Genomic DNA, 21,744 nt, shown 5'->3' with positions numbered 1-21,744 from the left:
CAAAGCATGGAACAAATAGAGGAACTTTCACGATTTATCAAGGAACATGCGTCGGATGATTTGAATCGTCTGTTGCTTTCCGCCTCTCGTTATCCGGGGATCGATATCCCTTTCGTGGTGGATCAATTAAAATCTCGGCGGCAGATCAAGGATAAACTACCTTCATGGTATCAAAACGATCGACTGGTTTTTCCGGCGAAGATAGCGGCGGAGCAATGTTCCTCGGAACAGACTGCCTTGTACAAACAGAGGTTGGTAGAGCCACAGGTACATGTTTGTGATTTGACCGGAGGGTTAGGGATTGATAGCTATTTTTTCTCCCGGAAAGTACGACAGGTTACCTATATCGAACGCTTTCCTGCTTATTGCGAGGCAGCTATTCATAATTTCAAGGTCTTAGATGCTGGTAATATAACGGTATTGAATGGTGATTCCACGGAGTTGATAGATAAGATCGATGGAATAGATGTGTTTTATATTGATCCGGCTCGTAGGGGAGAGGGGAATAAGCGGGTTTTTGCGCTGCAAGATTGCGAGCCGGATTTGACAAAGTTGGTTCCTGTCTTGTTTGGCCATGCCCCTAAGGTGATCGCTAAATTGTCTCCGATGGCGGATATTCATATGACGTTGGATTTGCTTCCGGATGTGACAGCTATACAGGTGCTTTCGGTGAAAAATGAATGTAAGGAGCTTTTGTTTGTGTTGGAGCGAGGCTCGAAAGGCGGGAGTCCTCAGATCTGTTGCGTGAATTTCACTTCGGAGGAAGAGCCGGAATTGTTTGTGTTCTCATTGGTGGAAGAACGGGAAGCTGTCGCTTCCATCCGTGGAGAAGTCAAGCGTTATTTATACGAACCGAACGCTTCCATCTTGAAGGCGGGTGCGTTTAAAGCGGTCGCCACTCGTTTTGGATTGAATAAATTGCATGTCAGCAGTCATTTATATACGTCGGATGAGGTTGTCCCTAGTTTTCCGGGACGTTCTTTTGTGGTAGACGAAGTGATCCCCTTTACGAATAAACAATGTAAGACCCTGTCGAGGCAGATTCCCCAAGCGAATATCACAGTCCGCAATTTCCCCCTCTCGGTGGATGAGTTACGTAAGCGAACTAAAATTGCGGATGGAGGAACTATCTATCTTTTCGCTACTACTCTGGAAAATGGGGATAAGGTACTTATCAAAACTCATAAGATATAGGATACTGCATGGGCGTTGCAGTGTTACCGCATAGGTGCTGCAGCATTACTGCATAAGGGTTGCAGTACTACTGCTAGGCCTGTTGCAGTACTACTGTAAGGCTTGTTGCAGTACTACTGCAAAGCCTGTTGCAGTGATATCCGAAGGGATATAAAAAAAGTGTATGATGTTATCACCATACACTTTTTATGATATGAGGTTTATATTACTTCAATAGATTCGCACGCATTTCCTCAATCTTAGCTTTTGACTCACGAGCCATATTTATGGTTGCTACCATTCCGCTTAACGGAGCGATTGTAGTTCCTAATTGCTCCAAGTCAGGATAATATTTAGCTAAGTCGGCTGTGATCTGCTGGATGATACCGATACGTTTTTCCATATTCTCGCTCAAACCGGCGGAAATAGCGTCGCCTTTAACAACCAAGCCCGGGTTTGCGTATACGATCGCGTATTCTACGGCCATACCACCCAACAACTCAAGCTCAACGTCTGCCTTATCATTTTCCATCATGGCGTCGATCAACTTATTTTCTTGATCTTTCATGAATTTGCTTAACTCCTCTTTGCTGGCGTTAGCGGGAGCAGATTGTTTCATGATGTCGATAGCGAATGGAATATCCAGATCCGTAGTCAATTTAACCAATACGTTCTCGATATCTGTAGTCGGCTTTTTCATAGCCTTCAATACGTTCAAGTCTGCGAAGTAGATACCGCAAGCACGTGCTTTCTGGGCTTGTGTGTTCAATTCGGAAACCTTGCTGACCGGCAACATAAAATCAGTATTAGCGACAGAGATCGTAACCTCGCCGGTAGATACTTTGTAAGGCAACTCCGAATCCGGCATATCTTTCAAGAAACGAGTAACCTCGTCTTTCAACTCGGCAGTAAGCAGACCTTTAGATACTTCTCCTGCGATAGCTGCTTCTTCCTCTACTTTTTGCTCAGCGGCGTCTTGTTTTTTACTGCTGTTGCAAGATACCATTCCAAATGTAATCGCTGCTATGGTTAGCAGGCTAACAAAACTCTTTTTCATGTTATTCTTTATTTTTAGATTATATATTTTGTCATTAATCGCTCCCTTTGTTTAAATACTTGCCGGGAAACTCTGCGAAGATAGATATAATTACCAATAAAGCAAAGATTCCTAACATTAATAAATTAAATGTAAAAGTAGAAAATGTATAACCGGCGAATTTTTTCTCATGACTATAGAAAGGCGCACGTCCCCAATTATTGTCCGGTTCCAGATAAATCTGCCCGATTTTAGGATAGATCCGGTTGTGAGCCTCCTTATAGAATTGGGTACTGGTTGAGTTAAGTACCAGTTCCTCAATGGCCGAGTTATGGTGCTCTTTTTTCAAGGTGTTCAACCATTCGGAGCCATGTTCTTGAATGACCTCTTTCCGTTTTTTCTCTAATAACGCCGTGAAATTATCGCTACGGGTATGCAGGGCTTTTTCCACTTTATCCATATAGCTCTCGTAACTCTCTTTGGACGTATAGGGGGCGATACGGGCGGCACGGGATAGTACGGCCAGTTCGTTGTGGATCGTCCGGGTGTTCTCTTCCCGTTTCTCCGGGATCAGGTTGAGGCTGTTTATGAGGCTGCGCACCTCGTCGGCATGGACATTCCGGTAATATTGCGCTAGGAACTTTTCTTTCTCGACCGTGAAAAATAGGCGGTTGTAGCTGTTGTTTCGGAATTGTTCCGTAACCAACGCCTCGAATGCCCAACGTGAGGGGATAACCTCACCGATAAGGGGCACTATGTTCCGGCTGGATGCGCTCCTGCTCAGATCGTCGAACTTGACAACTAAGCCGCAAAGTAAGATCTGCGGGATTAAAAGCAGCGGTATCGTTATATAGATCGCTACGATCGAGTTTAAGGATTGCGATAGTACCAAACCTGTCAGGTTGGCGAGGAATGAGGTTGCCCATAGCGTGATCCACCAAGTAAGGAACATCTCGCTTCCGATGCCTATCAATAAATTTCCTACCACTATGAATAGCAAACTTTGGATCGCAGAGATACAAAGCAGGTAGAACATCTTTGACGAGAGATAACTGCCTCGGCTCAATCGCAAGAATCGTTCTCGCTTTAGGAGCGTCCGGTCCTTGATGATCTCTTCGGCACTGATGCTTAATCCTGTGAAAGTAGCGACAATCACCGCCATGAAAATGTAGGATACCAGATTTTTGTTCGCCAGCAAAGAATACCCGTCATCGGGTACGAAGCGGGTGAGCAGGGCCACGATCACCGCCAATAAAGGTGCCTCCAGTAAGGCGATACACAAATACTGCTTATTGGTCAGCTTGGTTTTTATGTTTCTTTCCAAGAAGATACAGAATTGCTTCCAGATCGAGGGCTTCTGCTGATGATTCGGGGGCAGGGGGGTAGGCTTAACCTCTTGGAACTTCGGGCGGGAAGCTACATATAACTCATGCCATTCTTTTGAAGTTATCTTCCGGATGTTTGTCTGGTTTCCGCTATCGTCTATCTTTTTTGCGTCGATAATAGTTAGGATTAGTTCCGGATTGATATTTCCACAGGTGCCGCAAACACTGATGTCTTGATCTGTATAATTGGCGATCCGTTTGAAATAGGTGATCGCCTCGATCGGGTTACCGTCGTAAATCGGGTAACCGCCGGTATCTAATAACCACAGGCGGTCGAACAACTTATAGATCTCGGACGAAGGTTGATGGATATTGACAACCACGAGCCGTCCCCGGTGCGTTTGTTCCTTTAACAGCATGATGACCTTCTCGGAGTCGGTGGACGAGAGGCCGGAGGTTGGCTCGTCCAAATAAAGGATCGCCGGCTCACGGATAAGTTCCAGTGCTATATTTAAACGTTTACGCTGCCCTCCGCTGATCGTTTTCCGGATTGGAGACCCGACGGCCAAATCCCGGATCTTGCTCAGATCCAAATCCTCCAGTATCGTATTGACACGATCCTCGATCTCCTTTTCGGTCAGGTTCGCGAAACAAAGGCGGGCGGTATACCATAGATTTTGGAATACGGTCAGTTCCTCGATCAGCAAGTCATCCTGAGGCACGAAACCGATCAATTGCTTGCATTCCGGATCACTCAGCGGATGTCCGTTCAAGCATACACTTCCCTCACCGGGGATAATATTCCCATTTAAGATGCTTAACAAGGTAGACTTACCAACGCCGCTTCCTCCCATGATGGCTACCAACTGGCCGGATTCAAGGTTGAAAGAGAAATTGTGCATACCGTTCTCGCTATTCTTGAAGCTGAACTCGATATCCCTCCCGGTTAATAAAATACGTTCCTTATGCTCATTCTGATTGAATACATCGAGGACATCACTATAATAAACCGGCAAGAATAGCGGGCTTTTGATTACGCCGCTGCGTTGCCAGCCATAGAAGATACCGGAAGTAAGCGGGATATCGTTCATGAATACCCGTCCGCAGCCTTGGTAGATAAAGACCATTCGGTCGAACCGGGTCAGTCTTAACACCCGTATCTCGCCCTCCAACCCCCTTCTGTAGATATGGTTGACGTCTTTATCGCTATCATCAGCGTTGATCGTAAGTATGGAGGGGGATTTTTTACCGACAACAAAGGCGTATAGATTGTCAAAGGTATCCGTGTCGATATTAAATATCGTAGCGATCTTATGGAAAATGGCTAAGTTCTCGTTCAATCCTTCATTGTTGCCATGGGCGAACTCCATGAAACGGAGAAGAAGCAATAGCTGGTCTTCCGCAATCAATTTGGGCTTGAGCTGGTTGCATACGTTGATAATAACACTCTCTCTATCGATATCGAAGTCCGGATCATCGTAAACACTTTGTATCTCATCAAATAGCTCCATATATTCTTTATGGGAGCGGATACCAAAGTGACTGGTTAAGTAAGAATTGACGGCCTGACGCGCTTGGTCACTTTCTATTTTTGCCAACGAAGCAAATATAGCGAACAAGTTCAGTAGCCCATTGAGTATAGTTTCATTCATTCATCAAAGTATTGTTTCAAATGTCTTGCAAAGATAAGGTAAGTGAAACAAAAAACAGGTCGAATGTTAGACTTTTTAAGCAGTCAAGTGAATAACATGATCAATAATTGGGCAGAAATCACCCGGATGAACATGGATAACGGGTAAACCGTAGCGTAAGATACGGAAGGCTCGTCACCCTCGACGGTCGTATTGGCATAACTCAAGGCCATCGGATTGGCCATGCTTCCGCATAGCATACCTATGTTGTGGGCGTAATCTAGCTTGAAGAATTGCGAGGCGATGAACCCGACGATCAAGACCGGTACGATCGTCAATAGGAAACCGAGACCGATCCATAACAATCCTTCGGCACGGAAGACGGTCTCGAAGAAATGAGCTCCGGAGTCGATTCCCAGTCCCGCCAGATAGATCACTATACCGAACTGCCGCATCATCAGGTTTGCGCTCTGGGTGGTATAAGTCGTTAGGTGGAAACGGGGGCCGAACGCACCCATCAAGATTCCAACGATGATCGGTCCTCCGGCGATACCCAGCTTGATGGGGGTACTCATTCCCGGTATGGCAATTGGGATCGCCCCGATTAATACGCCCAGCGTAAGTCCTACGAATATGGCAAGCAGGTTGGGGTTATCCAGCCGTTTCAGCTCGTCTCCCAATATCTTACCCACGTTATTCACGGAATTGGCCTCGCCTACGATCGTTAGTTTATCCCCGATCTGTAGACGGAGGTCACGGGAGGCCACCAGATCGATACCCGCACGGTTTACCCGGGTGATGTTGATCCCGTATAGGTTGCGGAGCCGGAGCGAGCCTAGCTTTACCCCGTTTACCCGGTTGCGGGTTACGACGATACGGCGGGAGATCAATTGGCTGTCGATAGCGTTCCAGTCAATATCTTCCTTATTCCAGTCCGTAGTCTCTTGTTCTCCGAAAAGTACCTTGATGGATTCGACATCCGCCTTTACGGATATGATAAGCAAATGGTCTTTTTCCTTTAAGATGGTTTCAGAGGTAGGGATCGTCACCTTTCCGTTCCTCCAGAGGCGGGAGATCACGAAATGTTTCTCTGTCAATTTCATGACTTGCTGGATGCTCTTATTGTAAATAGAGGGGTTTAATACCTGAAATTCCGCTACGTTTGTTGTCGTGTCTTGCTCCTTATGCGTGTCCTGTGTCTTTTTAGCGAATAAGGACCTCAAGATGATAATAGCGAGAATTACGCCTACGACACCTAATGGATAAGCTACGGCACAGGCCAGAGCCATATCCGTTACGTTCCTCGTATTTTCCGGATCCATCTGTAAGAGCGCTTGCTGGGCGGCACCTAGGGCCGGGGTATTCGTTACGGCACCGGATAGCAACCCTACCATAACGGGGACGGAGATTCCTGTTATCCAATGAAACACCAACGTCAAAATCAGTCCTAAAGCGATCACCCCTAATCCCATCGTATTCATTTCCACCCCGCCTTTTTTTAGGGAAGAGAAGAAACCGGGACCTACCTGCAATCCCAAGGTATATACGAAAACGATAAGCCCGAAATTTTGGGCGAAGTTCAGCATGTCCTTATTTACGGTAATGCCCAGATGCCCTGCCATAATACCGGCGAAGAATACAAAAGTAATGCCTAATGAAATGCCGAATATCTTTAGCCGCCCTAAATACACACCAACCGCCGCCACGATAGAAATGACAGCCACGGCCTGTATCATCGAGGGTTCTGCAAGCGTCTCAAGTAACCAATTCATAAGAGTTTCTTTTTTGCTTTAGAAGCGCGAAAATACATAAAACAAAGCAATTAAAAAAATTGTAGTATCTTTGCCCACGAAATAACGATGATACAGGGTGAGGGAAACGATGGTTAAATATATAAAGTGGTTGCTGCCGGTACTTTTTATCGCGTATTATAGCAGCGTCTCGCTTTTTACGCACGTCCATGTGGAGCATGGTACGACCATCGTGCATGCGCACCCTTTCAAGAAGACGGCGGACGGTACTTGCCATCATCATGCCTCTCTGGCGGAGATACAGTTGTTTCATATGCTCTCGTCTATTCACGTGATGGACGGGGCGATTCACCCGTTACGTTTACAATTCTATTCTTTAGAAGTATCTAATCTTTCCGAGTCTCCGGTCTATCCGGATCATGTCACTTCCGTTGAGGGACTGCGATACCTGCGGGCTCCCCCAGTTGTTTGATTACATATCCAGAAATCAATATCCGTTTGTAGAGACGGGGCATGCCCCGTCTCCTCGGCAATTCGTAATCATTAATATTCAAACAACTATTAATCAAGCAATGAATAAGTTTATTACACTTATACTATGCCTGTGCTGTATCTTTACGTCAGCGTGGGCAGAGGGAGACGATCATGTTTCCCTGAATCCTTCCGACGCTAATATCGTAGGTCATATCCTCGATAAGAAAACAGGAGAGCATCTCTCTTTTATCAATGTCTATCTCCACGGTACGACAATCGGTACGACTACCGACGCGACCGGTCATTATTATATGAAAAATCTTCCTGAGGGGAAATATACCTTGGTCATGAAGTCTATTGGATATAAAACCGAGGAGAAGACGGTGAACCTTAAGAAAGGGAAGACATTGGAGATTAATTTCAATGCCGAGGAAGACGCTGTCTCCTTGGACGGTGTTGTCGTATCGGCAAACCGTAACGAGACGACCCGCCGTCTGGCTCCTTCCTTGGTAAACGTGCTCGACTCCAAGGTGTTCGAGACCACACACGCGACTTCCTTGGCCGACGGCTTGAATTTCCAGCCCGGCGTGCGTGTGGAGAACAACTGCTAGAATTGCGGTTTCCAACAAGTACGTATCAATGGTCTGGAGGGCCCTTATACCCAGATCTTGGTGGATAGCCGGCCGATCTTCAGCGCCCTGACCGGCGTATATGGCTTAGAGCAGATCCCGGCGAATATGATCGAGCGGGTGGAGGTGATGCGCGGAGGAGGCTCGGCCTTGTTCGGTTCGTCCGCTATCGCCGGTACGATCAATATCATCACGAAGGAGCCGATGCGCAACTCCGCCCAGATCGCCCATTCGTTGACGATGATCGGGGGAAGCCGCCCGGATAACAATACCACCGTGAACGCCTCGTTGGTGACGGACGATCATAAGGCGGGTATCTACCTCTTCGGGCAGGGCCGCCACCGTGCCTCTTACGACCATGATGGCGACGGCTACTCAGAGCTTGGTAAGCTGGAGGGGAAGACCCTAGGATTTCGTTCTTACTTGAAGACCAGCAATTACTCCAAGCTGACTTTCGAGTACCATAACATCAGCGAGTTCCGCCGGGGCGGTAATTTATTGGATCTTCCGCCTCATGAGACGGATATCACCGAGCAGACCGACCACCAGATCAACGGGGGAGGCCTGAAATTCGATCTTTTCTCTCGCGACTACCATCATCGGCTGAATGTGTATACCTCCGCCCAGCATACGAAACGCCAGAGTTATTACGGTGCCGGAAAAGATCCGAACGCCTATGGTAACACGACGGACATGACCTTTATCGGTGGCGCCCAATACTCCTACGAATGGGACAAATGCCTTTTTATGCCCGCTACCTTTACGGGAGGTGCTGAATATAGCTACGATGATTTGCGGGACGAGATGCTTGGTTATAACCGTACGATCGCCCAGACCGTGCATATCGGTAGTGCTTTTGCCCAGAACGAGTGGAAGAATGATCGTTGGAGTTTCTTGATCGGTGGCCGTTTGGATAAGCATAATATGATGGATCACGTGATCTTTAGCCCTCGTGCGAACGTGCGTTTCAATCCGACGAAGGATATCAACCTGCGTATGTCGTACTCCAGCGGTTTCCGGGCTCCTCAAGCGTTCGACGAGGATTTGCATATCACCGCCGTGGGTGGCGACGTGGCGATCATCCAGATCTCCCCGGACTTGAAGGAGGAGAATTCGCAGAGCGTGAGTGCTTCCGTAGATTTTTATCATCGCTTCGGCCCGGTTCAAGTGAATTTCTTGGTGGAAGGTTTCTATACGGATTTACGGAACGTGTTTATCTTGGAGGAGATCGGCCGTGACGAGGACAATAACCTGCTGATGGAACGCCGTAATGGAAAGGGTGCCCGTGTGATGGGTATCAATCTGGAGGGTAAGATGGCCTATTCTTGGATGCAGATACAGGCGGGCGCTACTTTGCAACGGAGCGGCTACAAGGAGGCAGAGCAATGGAGCGAGAACCCGAATATCACCCCGCAGAAGAAGATGTTCCGCTCTCCGGACGTATATGGTTATTTCACTTCTACCTTCACGCCGGTCAAGCGTTTCTCCGCTTCCTTGACAGGTACATATACGGGAAGTATGTTGGTGCAGCACTTGGCGGGTTATATCCCGGAAGATCGTGAGGAGAAGACTCGTGATTTCTTCGACTTGAATCTTAAGCTGGCTTATGACTTCCCGATCTTCAAGTCCGTGACTTTACAGGTAAATGCTGGAATCCAGAATATCTTCGATGCCTATCAAGATGATTTCGACAAGGGAGCGCACCGGGATGCCGGGTATATCTATGGCCCGGGGATTCCCAGAAGTTATTTCGTGGGGTGTAAGATCAGTTATTAAATACTCGGCGAGCCTCTGCGGGGCTATTCCTCCACTATTCTCTCTATATAATTTGGCGGCAGGGTGGTGCGTGGCACTTTCATGCCGCCAAACCATTTATGCAAAGGCAAATCGAAACCAGTTCCATTCATGTAATTGTAGAGGGAAATGCGAAGCCCCTCGCTGAAAAGCTCCGGATCGCAGCCGGAAAGCGCCTCGAACTGTACGTCATTACGGGCGAATCCCCCAAAGGGAGGCTCCGTGACACGGCAACTGTACTCGGCGGGGTGCAACCCCACAGGACTATGTGCTGTCATGGCAAAACGATGCCAAAATCCGGATTGGATCAGCCCTAGCTCAAACATTTGCCGGACTGTTTCCAAGGAATCTATGGTTTCTTGAGCGGTTTGGGTCGGGAAACCATACATCAAATAGGCATGGACCATGATACCAGCCCCGGTAAAGTTGTTGGCGACCCGTGCCACCTGAGCCACTGTCACCCCTTTATTTATCAGTTTGAGGAGCCGGGGAGAGGCTACTTCCAGGCCTCCCGATACGGCGATGCAGCCACTTCGTTGAAGAAGGTCGCATAGTTCCTCAGTATAGCTTTTCTCAAAACGAATATTTCCCCACCACACGACGGTTATCCCACGGCGGATAATCTCCTGCGCCATTTCCCGTAGCAAGGCGGGTGGAGCGGCCTCGTCCACGAAATGGAAGCCGATCTCGCCGGTTTGCTCGATCAGGCGCTCCATACGGTCTACCAAAGTCTTGGCTGTATTCGGCTCATATCGTTTGATGTAATCCAATGAGCCGTCGCAGAAGGCGCATTTCCCCCAGTAGCAACCGTGCGCCAAGGTCAGTTTATTCCAGCGACCATCGCTCCAAAGCTTGTGCATCGGGTTGGCCATTTCCATGACGGAGATGTATTTGTTCAGCGGCAAGCCCTCGTAATCCGGGAATCCGGTCTCGCTTTGCCGGCAAGCGGGGTAAGTGGGATTATCTTGATAAACGACCCGGCTACCGTTCTCGTCCAAGGAGAAGGTGCGTACCAGTTCCTCTTTTGGGATCGCCCCGTCTAGATAGCGTAACACTTGGAAGAGTGGGTCCTCTCCATCATCTAGCAAGAGGTAATCGATGTATTTGAAGAAGCGTGTATCCGTGATGGAGCGAAGTTCCGTATTCACGAAACCACCTCCCATAAGGATCGGGATATCGGGATGTGCCTGCCGCAGCCACTGGGCGAGCCGGAGGGAACTGAATAAATTCCCCGGGAAAGGTACGCTGAATGCGATCACCTTGGGCTTGCTCTCGGCTATGTGCTTTTCTAATAGCGGCTGCGTCATGCGATCGATAAAGCTGAAAGGCTTTTGGAGGGCTTCCTCGATCTCGTCGAAGGAGGAGGCGCAGCGGCCTAGATGCTCGGCATATCGGCTGAAACCGAAATCCGGGTCGATCGTTTCCCGGATCAAGTCGCAGAGATCCTCCAGATACAAGGTTGCCAGATAACGGGCTTTATCCCGTAATCCCGAAGTACCGAACGCCCATTCCAGCTCCTCCTCGTTTTGGCTCCCGCGATCGCTTTCTGGAAGGTAATCTTGATTACAGATGCGATAAGCGAGAGGATCGTTCTTTCCTTGAAGGAAAGCGACAACGGCGGTTATCGTGTCGATATACCGTTGCTTATTAGCCAGCATCCCCCGGACTTTAGCCGGATATTTACCTTTCCGTCGCTCGATCTCGGCGAATAACTCCCCGAGACCCTGCGTGGAAAACAAAGCCAAGATTGTCTCGATACCCAGATCGGTCTGCCCGGCACGTACACCCTTTGCCTCCAAATAACCTTTTAGGTAAGCCGTGGAAGGATAAGGCGTATTGATCTGCGTAAACGGAGATAAAACCAGAAGAACCGAAGCTAATCCCATATCAACTCAACTAATTTTCAATTATTCAAGCTATTGTTGATAGACTCGATATAGTCAAGGATCTCATCCCGTCCCTCTTTCTTCTCCGAGGAAGAGACGAAGATCGGAGGAAGCTCTTCCCAAGTCTCCAGTAATTTATCCGTGTAGGCTTTTAGGTTCTCTTTCAAGCGTCCCTTGCTGATCTTGTCGATCTTCGTGAAGATGATAGAGAAAGGAACCCCGCTCTCACCCAGCCATTCCATAAACTCCAGATCGATCTTTTGCGCCTCGTGACGGCAGTCCAAAAGGACAAATAGGTTGGTCAGTTGCTCTCGATCGAGGATATAGTTCTCGATGATACGTTTCAATTGTTCCCGGTTCTCCTTGCCTCGTTGGGCGAAGCCATACCCCGGAAGATCTACCAGATACCACTCGTTATTGATAAGAAAATGATTGATAAGTAAAGTCTTACCCGGTGTTTGCGAAGTCATCGCCAAGCCCTTCTTGTTGGTAAGCATATTGATCAAAGAGGATTTGCCTACATTGCTTCGTCCGATGAAGGCATACTCCGGCTTATTACCCTCGGGGCATTTCCTTACGTCTGTGTTGCTGATAACAAATTCTGCGCTTTTAATTTCCATAAAATATAAATTAATGAATAATGAGTAAATGAATAATGGCGAGGCCTAATTCTCAATTTTCAATTTTCCATTTTCAATTGCCGAAAGCCACAGCCCGGCGAACGTGATGCCTCCGTTTACCATAAGCATCTCGTAGCCGAACGTATAGCCTGCGTATTGTTTCACCAAGAAATCCGTGGCGAGGCAAACCAACGGGGAGGCTATACAGATATAGGGCACGTATTTGTCACGGGGTTTCCGCTTCGTGAAAAGCCCGAAAACAAACAGCCCCAATAGAGGACCATACGTGTACGACGCTATCATGTAGATCGCGTCGATAACGCTCCGGTTATTTACGGCCTTGAACGCCAAGATGATCAAGACGAACAAGACGGATATCATCACGTGTACCTTTAGGCGGGTACGTTTCGCCCTTTTCGCTTCCTCTCTCTGCACGCCGAGGATATCCACGCAAAAAGAGGTGGTGAGCGCTGTCAACGCCGAGTCGGCGCTACTGAAAGCCGCCGCTATGATACCGATCGTAAAGAAGATCAAGATACTCCCGCCCAAGATCCCCGAGGTACAAAACATCGGGAGGATATCGTCGTTGAGGGTTGGCAACTGGATGTTCCGCTGTGCCGCCAATGTCAGTAGCAGTACCCCCAGCGCAAGAAACAAGAAGTTGACCGGCGTGAAGGCGAATCCATATGTGTACATATTCTTCTGGGCATCCTTCAAGCTCTTGCAGGAGAGGTTCTTTTGCATCATGTCCTGATCTAGCCCGGTCATGACGATCGTGATAAAGATACCACTGAAGAACTGCTTGAAGAAGTTCTGCGTACTATGCCAATCGCCGAACTCGAAGATCCGGAAATGAGGGCTTTCCACCAAGGTCTGCGCCATACCCCCGAAATCCAGTCCCATCTTGTCTTTCACCTGCCAGATGATCACGATCAACATTGCCACGAGACAAAGGGCCTGCAACGTATCTGTCCAGATGATCGTCTTGATACCGCTCCGGAACGTATATAGCCATACCAGCAGGATACTGAGGATAGCGGTCACGGCGAATGGGATGTTCCAAGCGTTGAACACGTAGGTTTGCAAGATCAAGACCACTAGATATAAGCGTGCGGCCGCCCCTACGATCTTCGAGAGCAGGAAGAATGAGGCCCCTGTCTTGTACCCCCTTCTCCCGATCCGGTCATCCAGATACGAGTAGATGGAGGTAAGTTGCAACTTATAGTATAGCGGTAGCAATACCTTGGCTATAATGATATATCCCACGAAGAAGCCTAATACAGTCTGCATATACGTCATATCGATCGCCCGCACCATGCCGGGTACCGATACGAACGTCACCCCCGATAAGGATGTCCCTACCATACCGATAGAAACGATATACCAAGGTGATTTCCTGTTCCCGAGGAAGAATGCCTCGTTGCTGTTATTACGTCCCGTGATCCATGCTATCAGCAGCAAGACGGCGAAATAGGCAGCGATAATAAAAAGGATGATATAGCTGTTCATGTATTGCTAACTTCTGTCTTCTTCTGCGCAAAGATACGGCTTTACTTTGAAATAACCGGCATATGCGTGGATTCTACCGTGATGGGTTTCTTGAAGCCCTTTAGGTAGTCCATGAAAGCGTCGGTCGATATGATACCTAAATTATCGAATTCCGGGATCTCGTAGCCCTTGAATAAAGAGGCGTCGTACCCGTCTCCGCCATCGGTGATGAAAGCGTCTAGGGTCACCACGCAAGGGGTATTGTCCTCGATCTCGGTCTTTTGCCCGTCTCTTGTATAGACTATTTTCTCGATCTTATTTCCGCTTAGGGTAAGCGTGAGGTCGGAGGATTGAAGGAAACCGTTCGGATTCTTCCGTCCATCCTCCAATAGCTTCTTCAACCGCTTGCCGTCGAAACGATAGGCAACGATAGCGGAGCCGAAAGGCAGGATGTTGCCGGCACGCAGTCGGGTGATATCCCCTTTCGGGAGGGCCGCACGGATACCTCCGTAATGGTTTACGCCGATCACCGGCTGATCCTTGTAAGCGGGCATCTCTTTTTGGAAACGCTTGGCGTAAGCGGCCGTGACCAACGCCCCGATAGGCGTATAGTCGAACTTATTGATGGTACGGTCGTGGATCAAGGCCTCTTTTGCCGTGGCAAGTTTCTCGTTCAGCCGGTATTTATCCATGATCTTCTCCACGGCCTCTCGCATCTCCGGGTTCTCCTCGCAGGCTACACGCACGGTATCCCCTTGGATGAAAGAGATATCCCGGTGTCCGTTGAAATCCTGTATCTGGAACAGCAGTTTCCCGATATGGGTACCGTTTACGCCGGCTTGGATGATGGGGATGTTATTGATCTTATCGAGCACCAGCTCATGTGAGTGGGCGGATATGATGGCGTCTACCTTATCGATGAACGGCAGTCCTTGGGCGTTCTCCTCGGTGATGCGGTAAGGCATTTTCATATCCGTGCCGATGTGCATCAAGAGGATAATCATATCGATCTGGCCCTCTTTCTTTAACTGGTAGACGGTTTGTATGCAGGCCGCTCCCAGCGGATGCGTGAACTGAAGCCCTTTCAGGTTCTCCGGCTTGGTCTTGACGTAGGTGTCCGTCGTGGTCAGTCCGATGAAGGCTATGCGCAGGGAGGAGCCATCTTTCAACTTACGCTCTACGATACGGTAGGGACTCAACCAGTCGGGGTGAGTATATCTCTTCTCTTCGGTGATATTGGCGGCCACATGGGGGATATTCAAAGCGGCGGTGTCCACTAGGTAAGGAAGCCCCCAGTCGAACTCGTGGTTACCGATGGCGGACATTTCCACGTCCATCGCCTCGTACATCTCTTTGATAGGCTCGCCTTTCGTGATCTTGGAGAAATAGCTTCCGCTGAAATTATCTCCGCCTGAGACAACGATGGAATGCGGATAGCGTTGTTTCTCGTTTTGTGTCATTTGTACCAACCGGGCGGCTCCCGGCGTGATCCCGTCGGAGGCGAAAGCCCCATGGAAATCGTTGAATGAGAAAATGGCTAAAGTGTCTATCGAGCTGGACGGGGTGGCGATATCTTGCGCGAATAGGGGAGCGGTTAGTGCGCTGCCTAGCAAAATCGCTGATACGAATTGTTTTTTCAGTCCCATGGTTGTATGTATTAATAGGGACAAAAGTAGGAAAAATAACGAGATTCACCGAGGAAAACGCCCGATTCGTCGAATTCTTTTTGATCGTTTTAAACCTTCGGCCTACCTTTGTGTCATAGTAATAGCTCGTGAGAGTGAAAGCGAACCGGTTGTTCATCATAACCGGGAAATAGGTAAACATTAAGTCAAAGGGCCGCCGTCCGGATAAGATGCGGCCCTTTTGATTTATTCGGACTTGAGGTTGTTTACGGGATTGTCGTGGGTGGTACGGAATACGTTATATCCGGAAACCGCCAGTATGACGGTGAGTACCAATACGCCTCCTCCCACGAATAGATACCAGGATAGCTGGATCTTTTCCGAGAATTGCTCTTGCCATTTTTGGGAGATATAGAAAGCGATACCGCAACCAAGTAAGATGGCCGGCAATGCCATGGTGATGATATCTTTCAAGAAAATATGGAGTATGTCTTTTACCGTGGCTCCGTTAATCTTGCGGATCGCCATTTCTTTCCGGCGACGGTTCACCTCGTCGTTCGTGTATCCGATCAATCCGATAAAGACGATCAGCAAGGTGACGATGCCACCGATCATGACGGAGTCACGGAATTTCCGGGAGGAGGTGTATCCTTCCAGCATCTCGCTCTTGAAGGAGATCACGTTGAGTTCTTTATCCGGGATGAGTTGCCCAATTAGATCCTGCGTCTTGCGTAGGGCCTCGGAAGAAAGGCTATGGTACCGAATGACCATATGTTGGGCCGCCCCTTTCGTATAGAACATGATCTTGGCTCGCGGATCTTCTCCCGCTATGGAGCCTAGGCGGAAATCCTCGAACACGCCCCGGATCGTGAAGAGAGGCATCGACTCGGACTTGGTATCGTGTCCGGTTATTTGTACCGTCTTGCCCACGGCTCCATCCTTCCAGTCGGCGAAAGGTTTCATGTATTCAATGAAATTGCGGCTCACCAGTATCTCTTGCGAGGAGGTGGTATTCTCTGTGAAGTATTGTCCTTCTACGATCGGGATTTCCAATACGTTCAGGTAATCGTTTCCTACGTCGTAGAGGTCGGCGATGTTGAATAGTTCCCGGTCGTCTCCCGGAAGATAGACGTTATTGCCCGAGGCTCCCCAGAAAGGAAGGTTATAGCAAGTCGTGATGGCGTCTACCTCGGGCAATCTCTGGGTTTCCTCGATCAGTTTGGCACGCCCCGTGGAGTCTACGGCGCCGATATACACATAGGCGAGGTTCTCGGGATTGTATCCCGGATGATCATTCACCATATGGTCGTATTGCTTGCCTACCACTAGCAATAAGGAGGCGAGGAAGCTGATTGCCGTGAACTGGAAGAACAAGAGTCCCAGCTTCCAAAGGCGGCGTGCTTCACGAATACTCCGGAAAACAGCCGCTACAGGAATGCGTCCTAAGAACCAGCCGGTAGCTATGCCCGTAGAGATCAGTACGACTATGACCGTGAGACATATCGCCCACATACCTGTGGATAGGAATAACGATCGGACTCCCGTGCCGATCAGCTCCTTTATAGTTCCTTGAAATCCTAGGATCAGAAGTACGACCAGCGCTAGCGCGACGGTGACGTGGGTCCCTACCTCGGACAACGCCATACCTTGGATATCCTTACCGCTCGCCCCGTAACATTTGCGTACGGCCATCTCTTTCGTGCGGTTCACGATGGAGGAGATCACGATCAATATATAGTTCATTACGGCGGTGAAGATCAATACGAAGGCGATGAACGAGAGGATCAAGGCCATACGTTTGGCCATATCGTCCTCCATATGTACGTTGAGTAGTTTGTGGAAGGTGAAGGTCAGTTCCACGCCGGCTTTCTTAAGGTCGTTTACGGGGAAATGCTTGTCGATCATCTGTCTCATTCCCGCTTCCAACTGGGCCTCTGTCGTACCCGGCGATACCTTGACATAACTTTGGTAGCGGTCGTTTCCGGTTAACATATGGGTTCCGTCCCACATGAACTTGCTGATGGAAGAAAGGGATACGATAATGTCATAACTCTGTTCGGTGTTGTCCGGTAGTTTCTTGAATACGCCGCCTATCGTGAGGGCTTGTCCCGGCGCGTCGTCAATCTCGAAGCGTTTTCCCATCACGTTACCGCCGATACGTTCGGCGATCTCGTCGGATACGAGCACGTACATGGGTTGGGAGAGAACTTGCTTAGGGTCTCCGATGAGCATGGGGCGGGGCAATACGTCGAAAAGACAACTGTCCGCTAGGATGAAGGTCGCTTTGAGCCGATGCTTGTTGTCGGACATCGTAAAAGGGGAGTTTCCCCGGAAGTACGTATAGCGTGTGGCGGCCTCGATCTCCGGTGTCTCTTGTTTCAAGAGGGGGATTACTCCGGCGGGCGTTTGCCCGTGGTCGCCCACTTCCCCGTTCATGAAAAATTTCTCATATACTCGATAGATCCGGTCTCCGTCCGGATAGAAGTTATCGTAGGTGTTCTCGAAGTGGACTTTAGCGATCAGCACCAAGCCGATGGTCAGTCCTATACCCAAGGAGATAATCTTCATTACATTGTGTTGCCCTCTCTTAAAAAGGGAGCGAATTGCGATCCCGATGTTTTTCATATTGTTATTGTATTATTTTCCGGTAAGATAAAATCAAATACCGTGCCATTGTGTTTATGTGGTTGAAAAACAGAGGGGTGAGTAGCGTATGATTATTTATGAGTGTCCAATAATTGGACAAGGGTGTCCAGATTTTGGACACCTTTGTTTAATACCTTTTCTCAATAGAGGCTCCGGGGAAATAATGCGTGAGGATTTTCCGGTACGAATACCCTTTGGCTCCCATCACGGCGGCTCCGATCTGGCAAAGCCCCACGCCATGTCCCCATCCGGCTCCCGTTAAGATGAAGCGGGAGGGGATATCGAGGCGGATATCCTTCTTATCGACAACAAAGGCCGAGCTGTATAGATGCGTCTCGGACAATGTCCGGCGTATCTCAAGCTCTTTGCCGATGGTGAACGAACGGCGTACCCCTACGATCTTGAGTTTCGTGATACGTCCGGACGAACCTCTTTCCAACGGTACGAGATCGATGATCGGCCCGAAATCCATACCCGTTTTCCGGTGGATCAACCCCGATAGTTCCTCTTGCGTGTATTCTACTTTCCAACGGTAGAAATCCGTGGTCTCTTGATCGTAGTTGTTTAGCACTTGGCTAAGGATCTCCTTGTCCGTCGTATTACAGAAGGCTTCGGGTGAGGTACGTATCCATTGTTCCGCTTCCCGCTCGTCCGTCAAGTCGGGATAGGCGGGAGTCTCGCCGTCCCTCAATGCGGTAAGATAGGAGTGGGGAACCGGTTCCCAGCAATTCTCGAATTTCTCGGTCACGCCTCCGCAGCATTTCGAGAAGCGGGCGTCGCAGATCGTATCGTTATCCATCAATACCTCTCCACGTGTCTCTTTGATCACCTCCCTGACTATCGGGTTCGATGCCCGGGTAATACCTTGGTAACGCTGGCAATGGTCGTCGGCACAGACATCGAACAGATCATGGTCCTCCCGGTCGTACCAGCGGATCAAGGTGTCGTTGTCGCGGTAACAACTTTTATAGGGCGTAACCGATCCGTTCAAGTTGAAATTCTTCTCGACCTGTGCCAAGAGCCAGCTTCGCGAGATCACGGCATGGGCTTTCAGCAACTCTTTGGAGGCGTTGGCGCTCATCTCCGAGGAGATTACGCTGGTAAGGTATTCCTCCACGTCCACTTGGTTGATCGTGACGATACCTTTATCGGTCGCCACGAGGTTCAACGCTCCCTTGAAGCGTTGATCCTCCTGTCGTTGCCAGTGAAAATCCACGCCGATCGTGACCGCCTTCAAGTCGAAAGAGGATTGCGGGCTGGTCGGCTCGAAGAATAGCTCCTGATAAAGCTTCCCATTGTACACGATCTTGCCGTTTACCCAGAGGGCACGTTGCTCGCCTATGGTGAACGTGCCGGTTTCCGTATGTACATACTCCTCGTTAAAAACAAATGAGATTGCTTTGTGGGTCATGATTCCCACGTTGATTACAGGTGCTTCCATATCCTTATTCCTTTATTCTATTCTTTTTTCGCGTTCAGGGAATTAAATGTGAGGTAAGCGATCATGACAAGGTACATGACAACCGCCAGTATCTCGGCGGCATTGCTAGATGCCCATTCCTCGTTCATCAAGTTGATTCCGCCGAAACGTAAGGCTGCGCTGACCACGCCCATCAAGGCGCCGCCGGCGATAAAGCCGGAAGCCAGTAACGTACCTTTCTCCAAACGGGCTGAGTTCAAGCTTTGGTCTTTGCTACGGCTTCCTACGTACCAACTGATCGCTCCACCGATCAAAAGCGGCGTATTCAGGTCCAAAGGGATAAACATACCCAAGGCGAATGCCAACGCCGGTATCTTGCAGAAGTTCAATACGATGGCGAGGACGGCTCCGATTGCGTATAAAGCCCAAGGTGCCCCCGAACCACTCATCAATGGCTCGATAACGGCGGCCATGGCGTTCGCTTGCGGAGCGGCCAATTGTCCGGTCGTGAAACCGTACGTCTGGTTCAATATCAAGATCACACCTCCTACCGTAGCGGCGGAAACTAGTGTGCCTAGGAATTTCCAAGTCTCTTGCTTGGCGGGTGTGCTCCCCAGCCAATAGCCGATCTTTAAGTCGGTAATGAAACCTCCCGCCATGGAAAGCGCCGTACAAACCACGCCTCCGATAATCAGGGCGGATACCATGCCGGCCGGCCCTTTCAACCCTACGGCGACCAAGATGATGGAGGCGAGGATCAACGTCATGAGCGTCATGCCCGATACCGGGTTCGTCCCTACGATAGCGATAGCGTTTGCCGCTACGGTCGTAAAAAGGAAGGCGATCACCCCGACCAACAATAAGCCGATGGCGGCATGGAACCAATTATGAAGTACGCCGAACTGGAAGAACAGGAAGGTGACGATCAGCGATACGATGATACCGATCGTTATCACCTTCATCGACAAATCCTTTTGCGTACGTATAGTATTACTCTCCACAGCGTCTCCTTTTCCTTTCAACTCGTTCGCCGCCAAGCCTACGGCTCCCTTGATGATTCCCCAAGAGTTGATGATGCCGATCACCCCGGCGGTAGCGATACCTCCGATACCGATGTGGCGGGCGTAGGTGGTGAAGATTTGCTCGGCGCTCATGCTCCCGACGGTCGCCGTGATAGCGTCATTTCCGAACGTAAGTACGTCGGCGCTGAAAATGGCGGACATGGCGGGGATGATCACCAACCATACCAAGAATGAACCGGCGCAGATGATCAAGGAGTATTTTAATCCGATGATGTAACCCAGACCTAGTACGGCAGCGCCCGTATTGACTTTCAATACGATCTTGGCCTTCTCTGCCAGCATCTCACCGGCTCCGACGATACGGGTACTGATCGTCTCGCCCCACCAACCGAAGGTGGCGATGATGAAGTCGTACAAACCACCGATTAATCCGGCGAAGATCAAGGGCTTCGCTTGGCTTCCGCCTTTCTCGCCGGAGACGAGTACTTGCGTGGTTGCCGTAGCCTCCGGGAAAGGATACTTACCGTGCATATCGGATACGAAATATTTACGGAACGGGATTAATAGCAAGATCCCGATGATACCTCCTAACAAGGAACTCATGAAAACCTCGAAGAAATTGACCGTGATCTCCGGATATTTGTCTTGCAGGATATAAAGGGCGGGCAAGGTGAAAATGGCCCCCGCCACGATCACGCCGCTACTGGCCCCGATAGACTGGATGATGACGTTCTCTCCCAAGGCGTTCTTCCGCTTGAATCCGCTGGACAACCCTACGGCGATGATAGCGATCGGGATGGCGGCCTCGAATACCTGACCGACCTTCAGACCCAGATAAGCGGCCGCCGCGCTGAATATCACCGCCATGACCAATCCCCAAAGGACGGACCAAGGCGTAACCTCCGGATAGTGTTTGTTGGGAGACATAAGAGGCTTGTAGCTTTCCCCTTCTTTTAATTCTCGGTAGGCGTTTTCTGGCAGCCCGGTTACCTTTTCTTCATTTTCTGGTTTCACGATATTAAAATGTTAGATTATAAGTTCGTAATAGCTCCACCAAACGGGTGTTGGGTGACAAATTTATGTTTTCTGGCTGAGACATGCAAGGATTCTTTAGAATAGTTAGGGCAACCGTACCCAAATTATCTATATGAATTCTTGCCCAGTAGCGTATGAATTCTTGTTCGCATGCTGTATAATTCTACAAACCACGGCGTGATCTGTACA

General features: G+C 49.3%; 12 protein-coding genes and 1 pseudogene. 3 read left to right on the top strand and 10 right to left on the bottom strand.

Annotation, left to right across the window (positions count from 1 at the left end; translation table 11 throughout):
• Window positions 1–6: 6 nt before the first annotated feature.
• Window positions 7–1,194, top strand: coding sequence for a class I SAM-dependent methyltransferase (locus DWX84_RS18560; protein WP_048927452.1), 1,188 nt, complete (start codon window positions 7–9; stop codon window positions 1,192–1,194).
• 205 nt (window positions 1,195–1,399) lie between these two features.
• Here DWX84_RS18560 and DWX84_RS18555 read toward each other — a convergent pair whose 3' ends face one another.
• From DWX84_RS18555 to DWX84_RS18545, 3 genes are all read right to left on the bottom strand, one after another.
• Window positions 1,400–2,230 (bottom strand): hypothetical protein, encoded by an 831-nt coding sequence (locus DWX84_RS18555; RefSeq protein ID WP_048927451.1) that lies wholly within the window; start codon window positions 2,228–2,230, stop codon window positions 1,400–1,402.
• A 34-nt stretch (window positions 2,231–2,264) separates the two neighbouring features.
• Window positions 2,265–5,186 (bottom strand): ATP-binding cassette domain-containing protein, encoded by a 2,922-nt coding sequence (locus tag DWX84_RS18550; RefSeq protein WP_048927450.1) that lies wholly within the window; start codon window positions 5,184–5,186, stop codon window positions 2,265–2,267.
• Window positions 5,187–5,269: 83 nt separating this feature from the next.
• Window positions 5,270–6,937 (bottom strand): putative transporter, encoded by a 1,668-nt coding sequence (locus tag DWX84_RS18545; protein ID WP_005868157.1) that lies wholly within the window; start codon window positions 6,935–6,937, stop codon window positions 5,270–5,272.
• 97 nt (window positions 6,938–7,034) lie between these two features.
• Between DWX84_RS18545 and DWX84_RS18540 the strand changes: the two genes are divergently transcribed.
• Both DWX84_RS18540 and DWX84_RS18535 read left to right on the top strand, forming a co-directional pair.
• Complete coding sequence (locus DWX84_RS18540) at window positions 7,035–7,388, top strand: hypothetical protein (RefSeq protein ID WP_005868159.1); 354 nt, start codon at window positions 7,035–7,037, stop codon at window positions 7,386–7,388.
• A 100-nt stretch (window positions 7,389–7,488) separates the two neighbouring features.
• Window positions 7,489–9,795 (top strand): annotated as a pseudogene (locus tag DWX84_RS18535) (TonB-dependent receptor domain-containing protein).
• Window positions 9,796–9,818: 23 nt separating this feature from the next.
• Here the strand turns inward: DWX84_RS18535 and DWX84_RS18530 are convergent.
• The 7 genes from DWX84_RS18530 to DWX84_RS18500 all read right to left on the bottom strand — a co-directional run bounded on the left by DWX84_RS18530 (window position 9,819) and on the right by DWX84_RS18500 (window position 21,534).
• Window positions 9,819–11,699, bottom strand: a complete 1,881-nt coding sequence (locus DWX84_RS18530; protein WP_121961287.1) for a radical SAM protein — start codon at window positions 11,697–11,699, stop codon at window positions 9,819–9,821.
• A 17-nt stretch (window positions 11,700–11,716) separates the two neighbouring features.
• Entirely contained in the window at window positions 11,717–12,319 is a 603-nt protein-coding gene (gene yihA, locus DWX84_RS18525; protein ID WP_121772524.1) for a ribosome biogenesis GTP-binding protein YihA/YsxC, read from the bottom strand.
• Window positions 12,320–12,364: 45 nt separating this feature from the next.
• On the bottom strand, window positions 12,365–13,828 hold the full coding sequence (locus DWX84_RS18520; RefSeq protein ID WP_121961286.1) for a sodium:solute symporter: 1,464 nt from the start codon (window positions 13,826–13,828) through the stop codon (window positions 12,365–12,367).
• A 41-nt stretch (window positions 13,829–13,869) separates the two neighbouring features.
• Window positions 13,870–15,453, bottom strand: a complete 1,584-nt coding sequence (locus DWX84_RS18515) for a bifunctional UDP-sugar hydrolase/5'-nucleotidase (RefSeq protein ID WP_121961285.1) — start codon at window positions 15,451–15,453, stop codon at window positions 13,870–13,872.
• 225 nt (window positions 15,454–15,678) lie between these two features.
• Entirely contained in the window at window positions 15,679–18,057 is a 2,379-nt protein-coding gene (locus tag DWX84_RS18510; RefSeq protein WP_121961284.1) for an FtsX-like permease family protein, read from the bottom strand.
• Between the two features lie 148 nt (window positions 18,058–18,205).
• Window positions 18,206–19,519, bottom strand: a complete 1,314-nt coding sequence (locus tag DWX84_RS18505) for a SpoIID/LytB domain-containing protein (protein ID WP_121961283.1) — start codon at window positions 19,517–19,519, stop codon at window positions 18,206–18,208.
• 17 nt (window positions 19,520–19,536) lie between these two features.
• Window positions 19,537–21,534 carry an OPT family oligopeptide transporter gene (locus DWX84_RS18500; protein WP_121961282.1) on the bottom strand — a complete coding sequence of 666 codons (1,998 nt, stop codon included), beginning with the start codon at window positions 21,532–21,534 and terminating at the stop codon, window positions 19,537–19,539.
• Between the last annotated feature and the right edge of the window lie 210 nt (window positions 21,535–21,744).

The sequence above is a fragment of the Parabacteroides sp. AF21-43 genome (assembly GCF_003635435.1).
Taxonomy (GTDB): domain Bacteria; phylum Bacteroidota; class Bacteroidia; order Bacteroidales; family Tannerellaceae; genus Parabacteroides; species Parabacteroides distasonis.
Note: the sequence above shows the minus strand (reverse complement) of the source record. Positions and strands in the feature narration are given on the sequence as shown.

Excerpts from the sequence above, each read along its gene's own strand:
- DWX84_RS18560 (WP_048927452.1), top strand. The coding sequence starts at position 7 with ATGGAACAAATAGAGGAACTTTCACGATTTATCAAGGAACATGCGTCG.
- DWX84_RS18555 (WP_048927451.1), bottom strand. The coding sequence starts at position 2,230 with ATGAAAAAGAGTTTTGTTAGCCTGCTAACCATAGCAGCGATTACATTT.
- DWX84_RS18550 (WP_048927450.1), bottom strand. The coding sequence starts at position 5,186 with ATGAATGAAACTATACTCAATGGGCTACTGAACTTGTTCGCTATATTT.
- DWX84_RS18545 (WP_005868157.1), bottom strand. The coding sequence starts at position 6,937 with ATGAATTGGTTACTTGAGACGCTTGCAGAACCCTCGATGATACAGGCC.
- DWX84_RS18530 (WP_121961287.1), bottom strand. The coding sequence starts at position 11,699 with ATGGGATTAGCTTCGGTTCTTCTGGTTTTATCTCCGTTTACGCAGATC.
- yihA (WP_121772524.1), bottom strand. The coding sequence starts at position 12,319 with ATGGAAATTAAAAGCGCAGAATTTGTTATCAGCAACACAGACGTAAGG.
- DWX84_RS18520 (WP_121961286.1), bottom strand. The coding sequence starts at position 13,828 with ATGAACAGCTATATCATCCTTTTTATTATCGCTGCCTATTTCGCCGTC.
- DWX84_RS18515 (WP_121961285.1), bottom strand. The coding sequence starts at position 15,453 with ATGGGACTGAAAAAACAATTCGTATCAGCGATTTTGCTAGGCAGCGCA.
- DWX84_RS18510 (WP_121961284.1), bottom strand. The coding sequence starts at position 18,057 with ATGAAAAACATCGGGATCGCAATTCGCTCCCTTTTTAAGAGAGGGCAA.
- DWX84_RS18505 (WP_121961283.1), bottom strand. The coding sequence starts at position 19,519 with ATGGAAGCACCTGTAATCAACGTGGGAATCATGACCCACAAAGCAATC.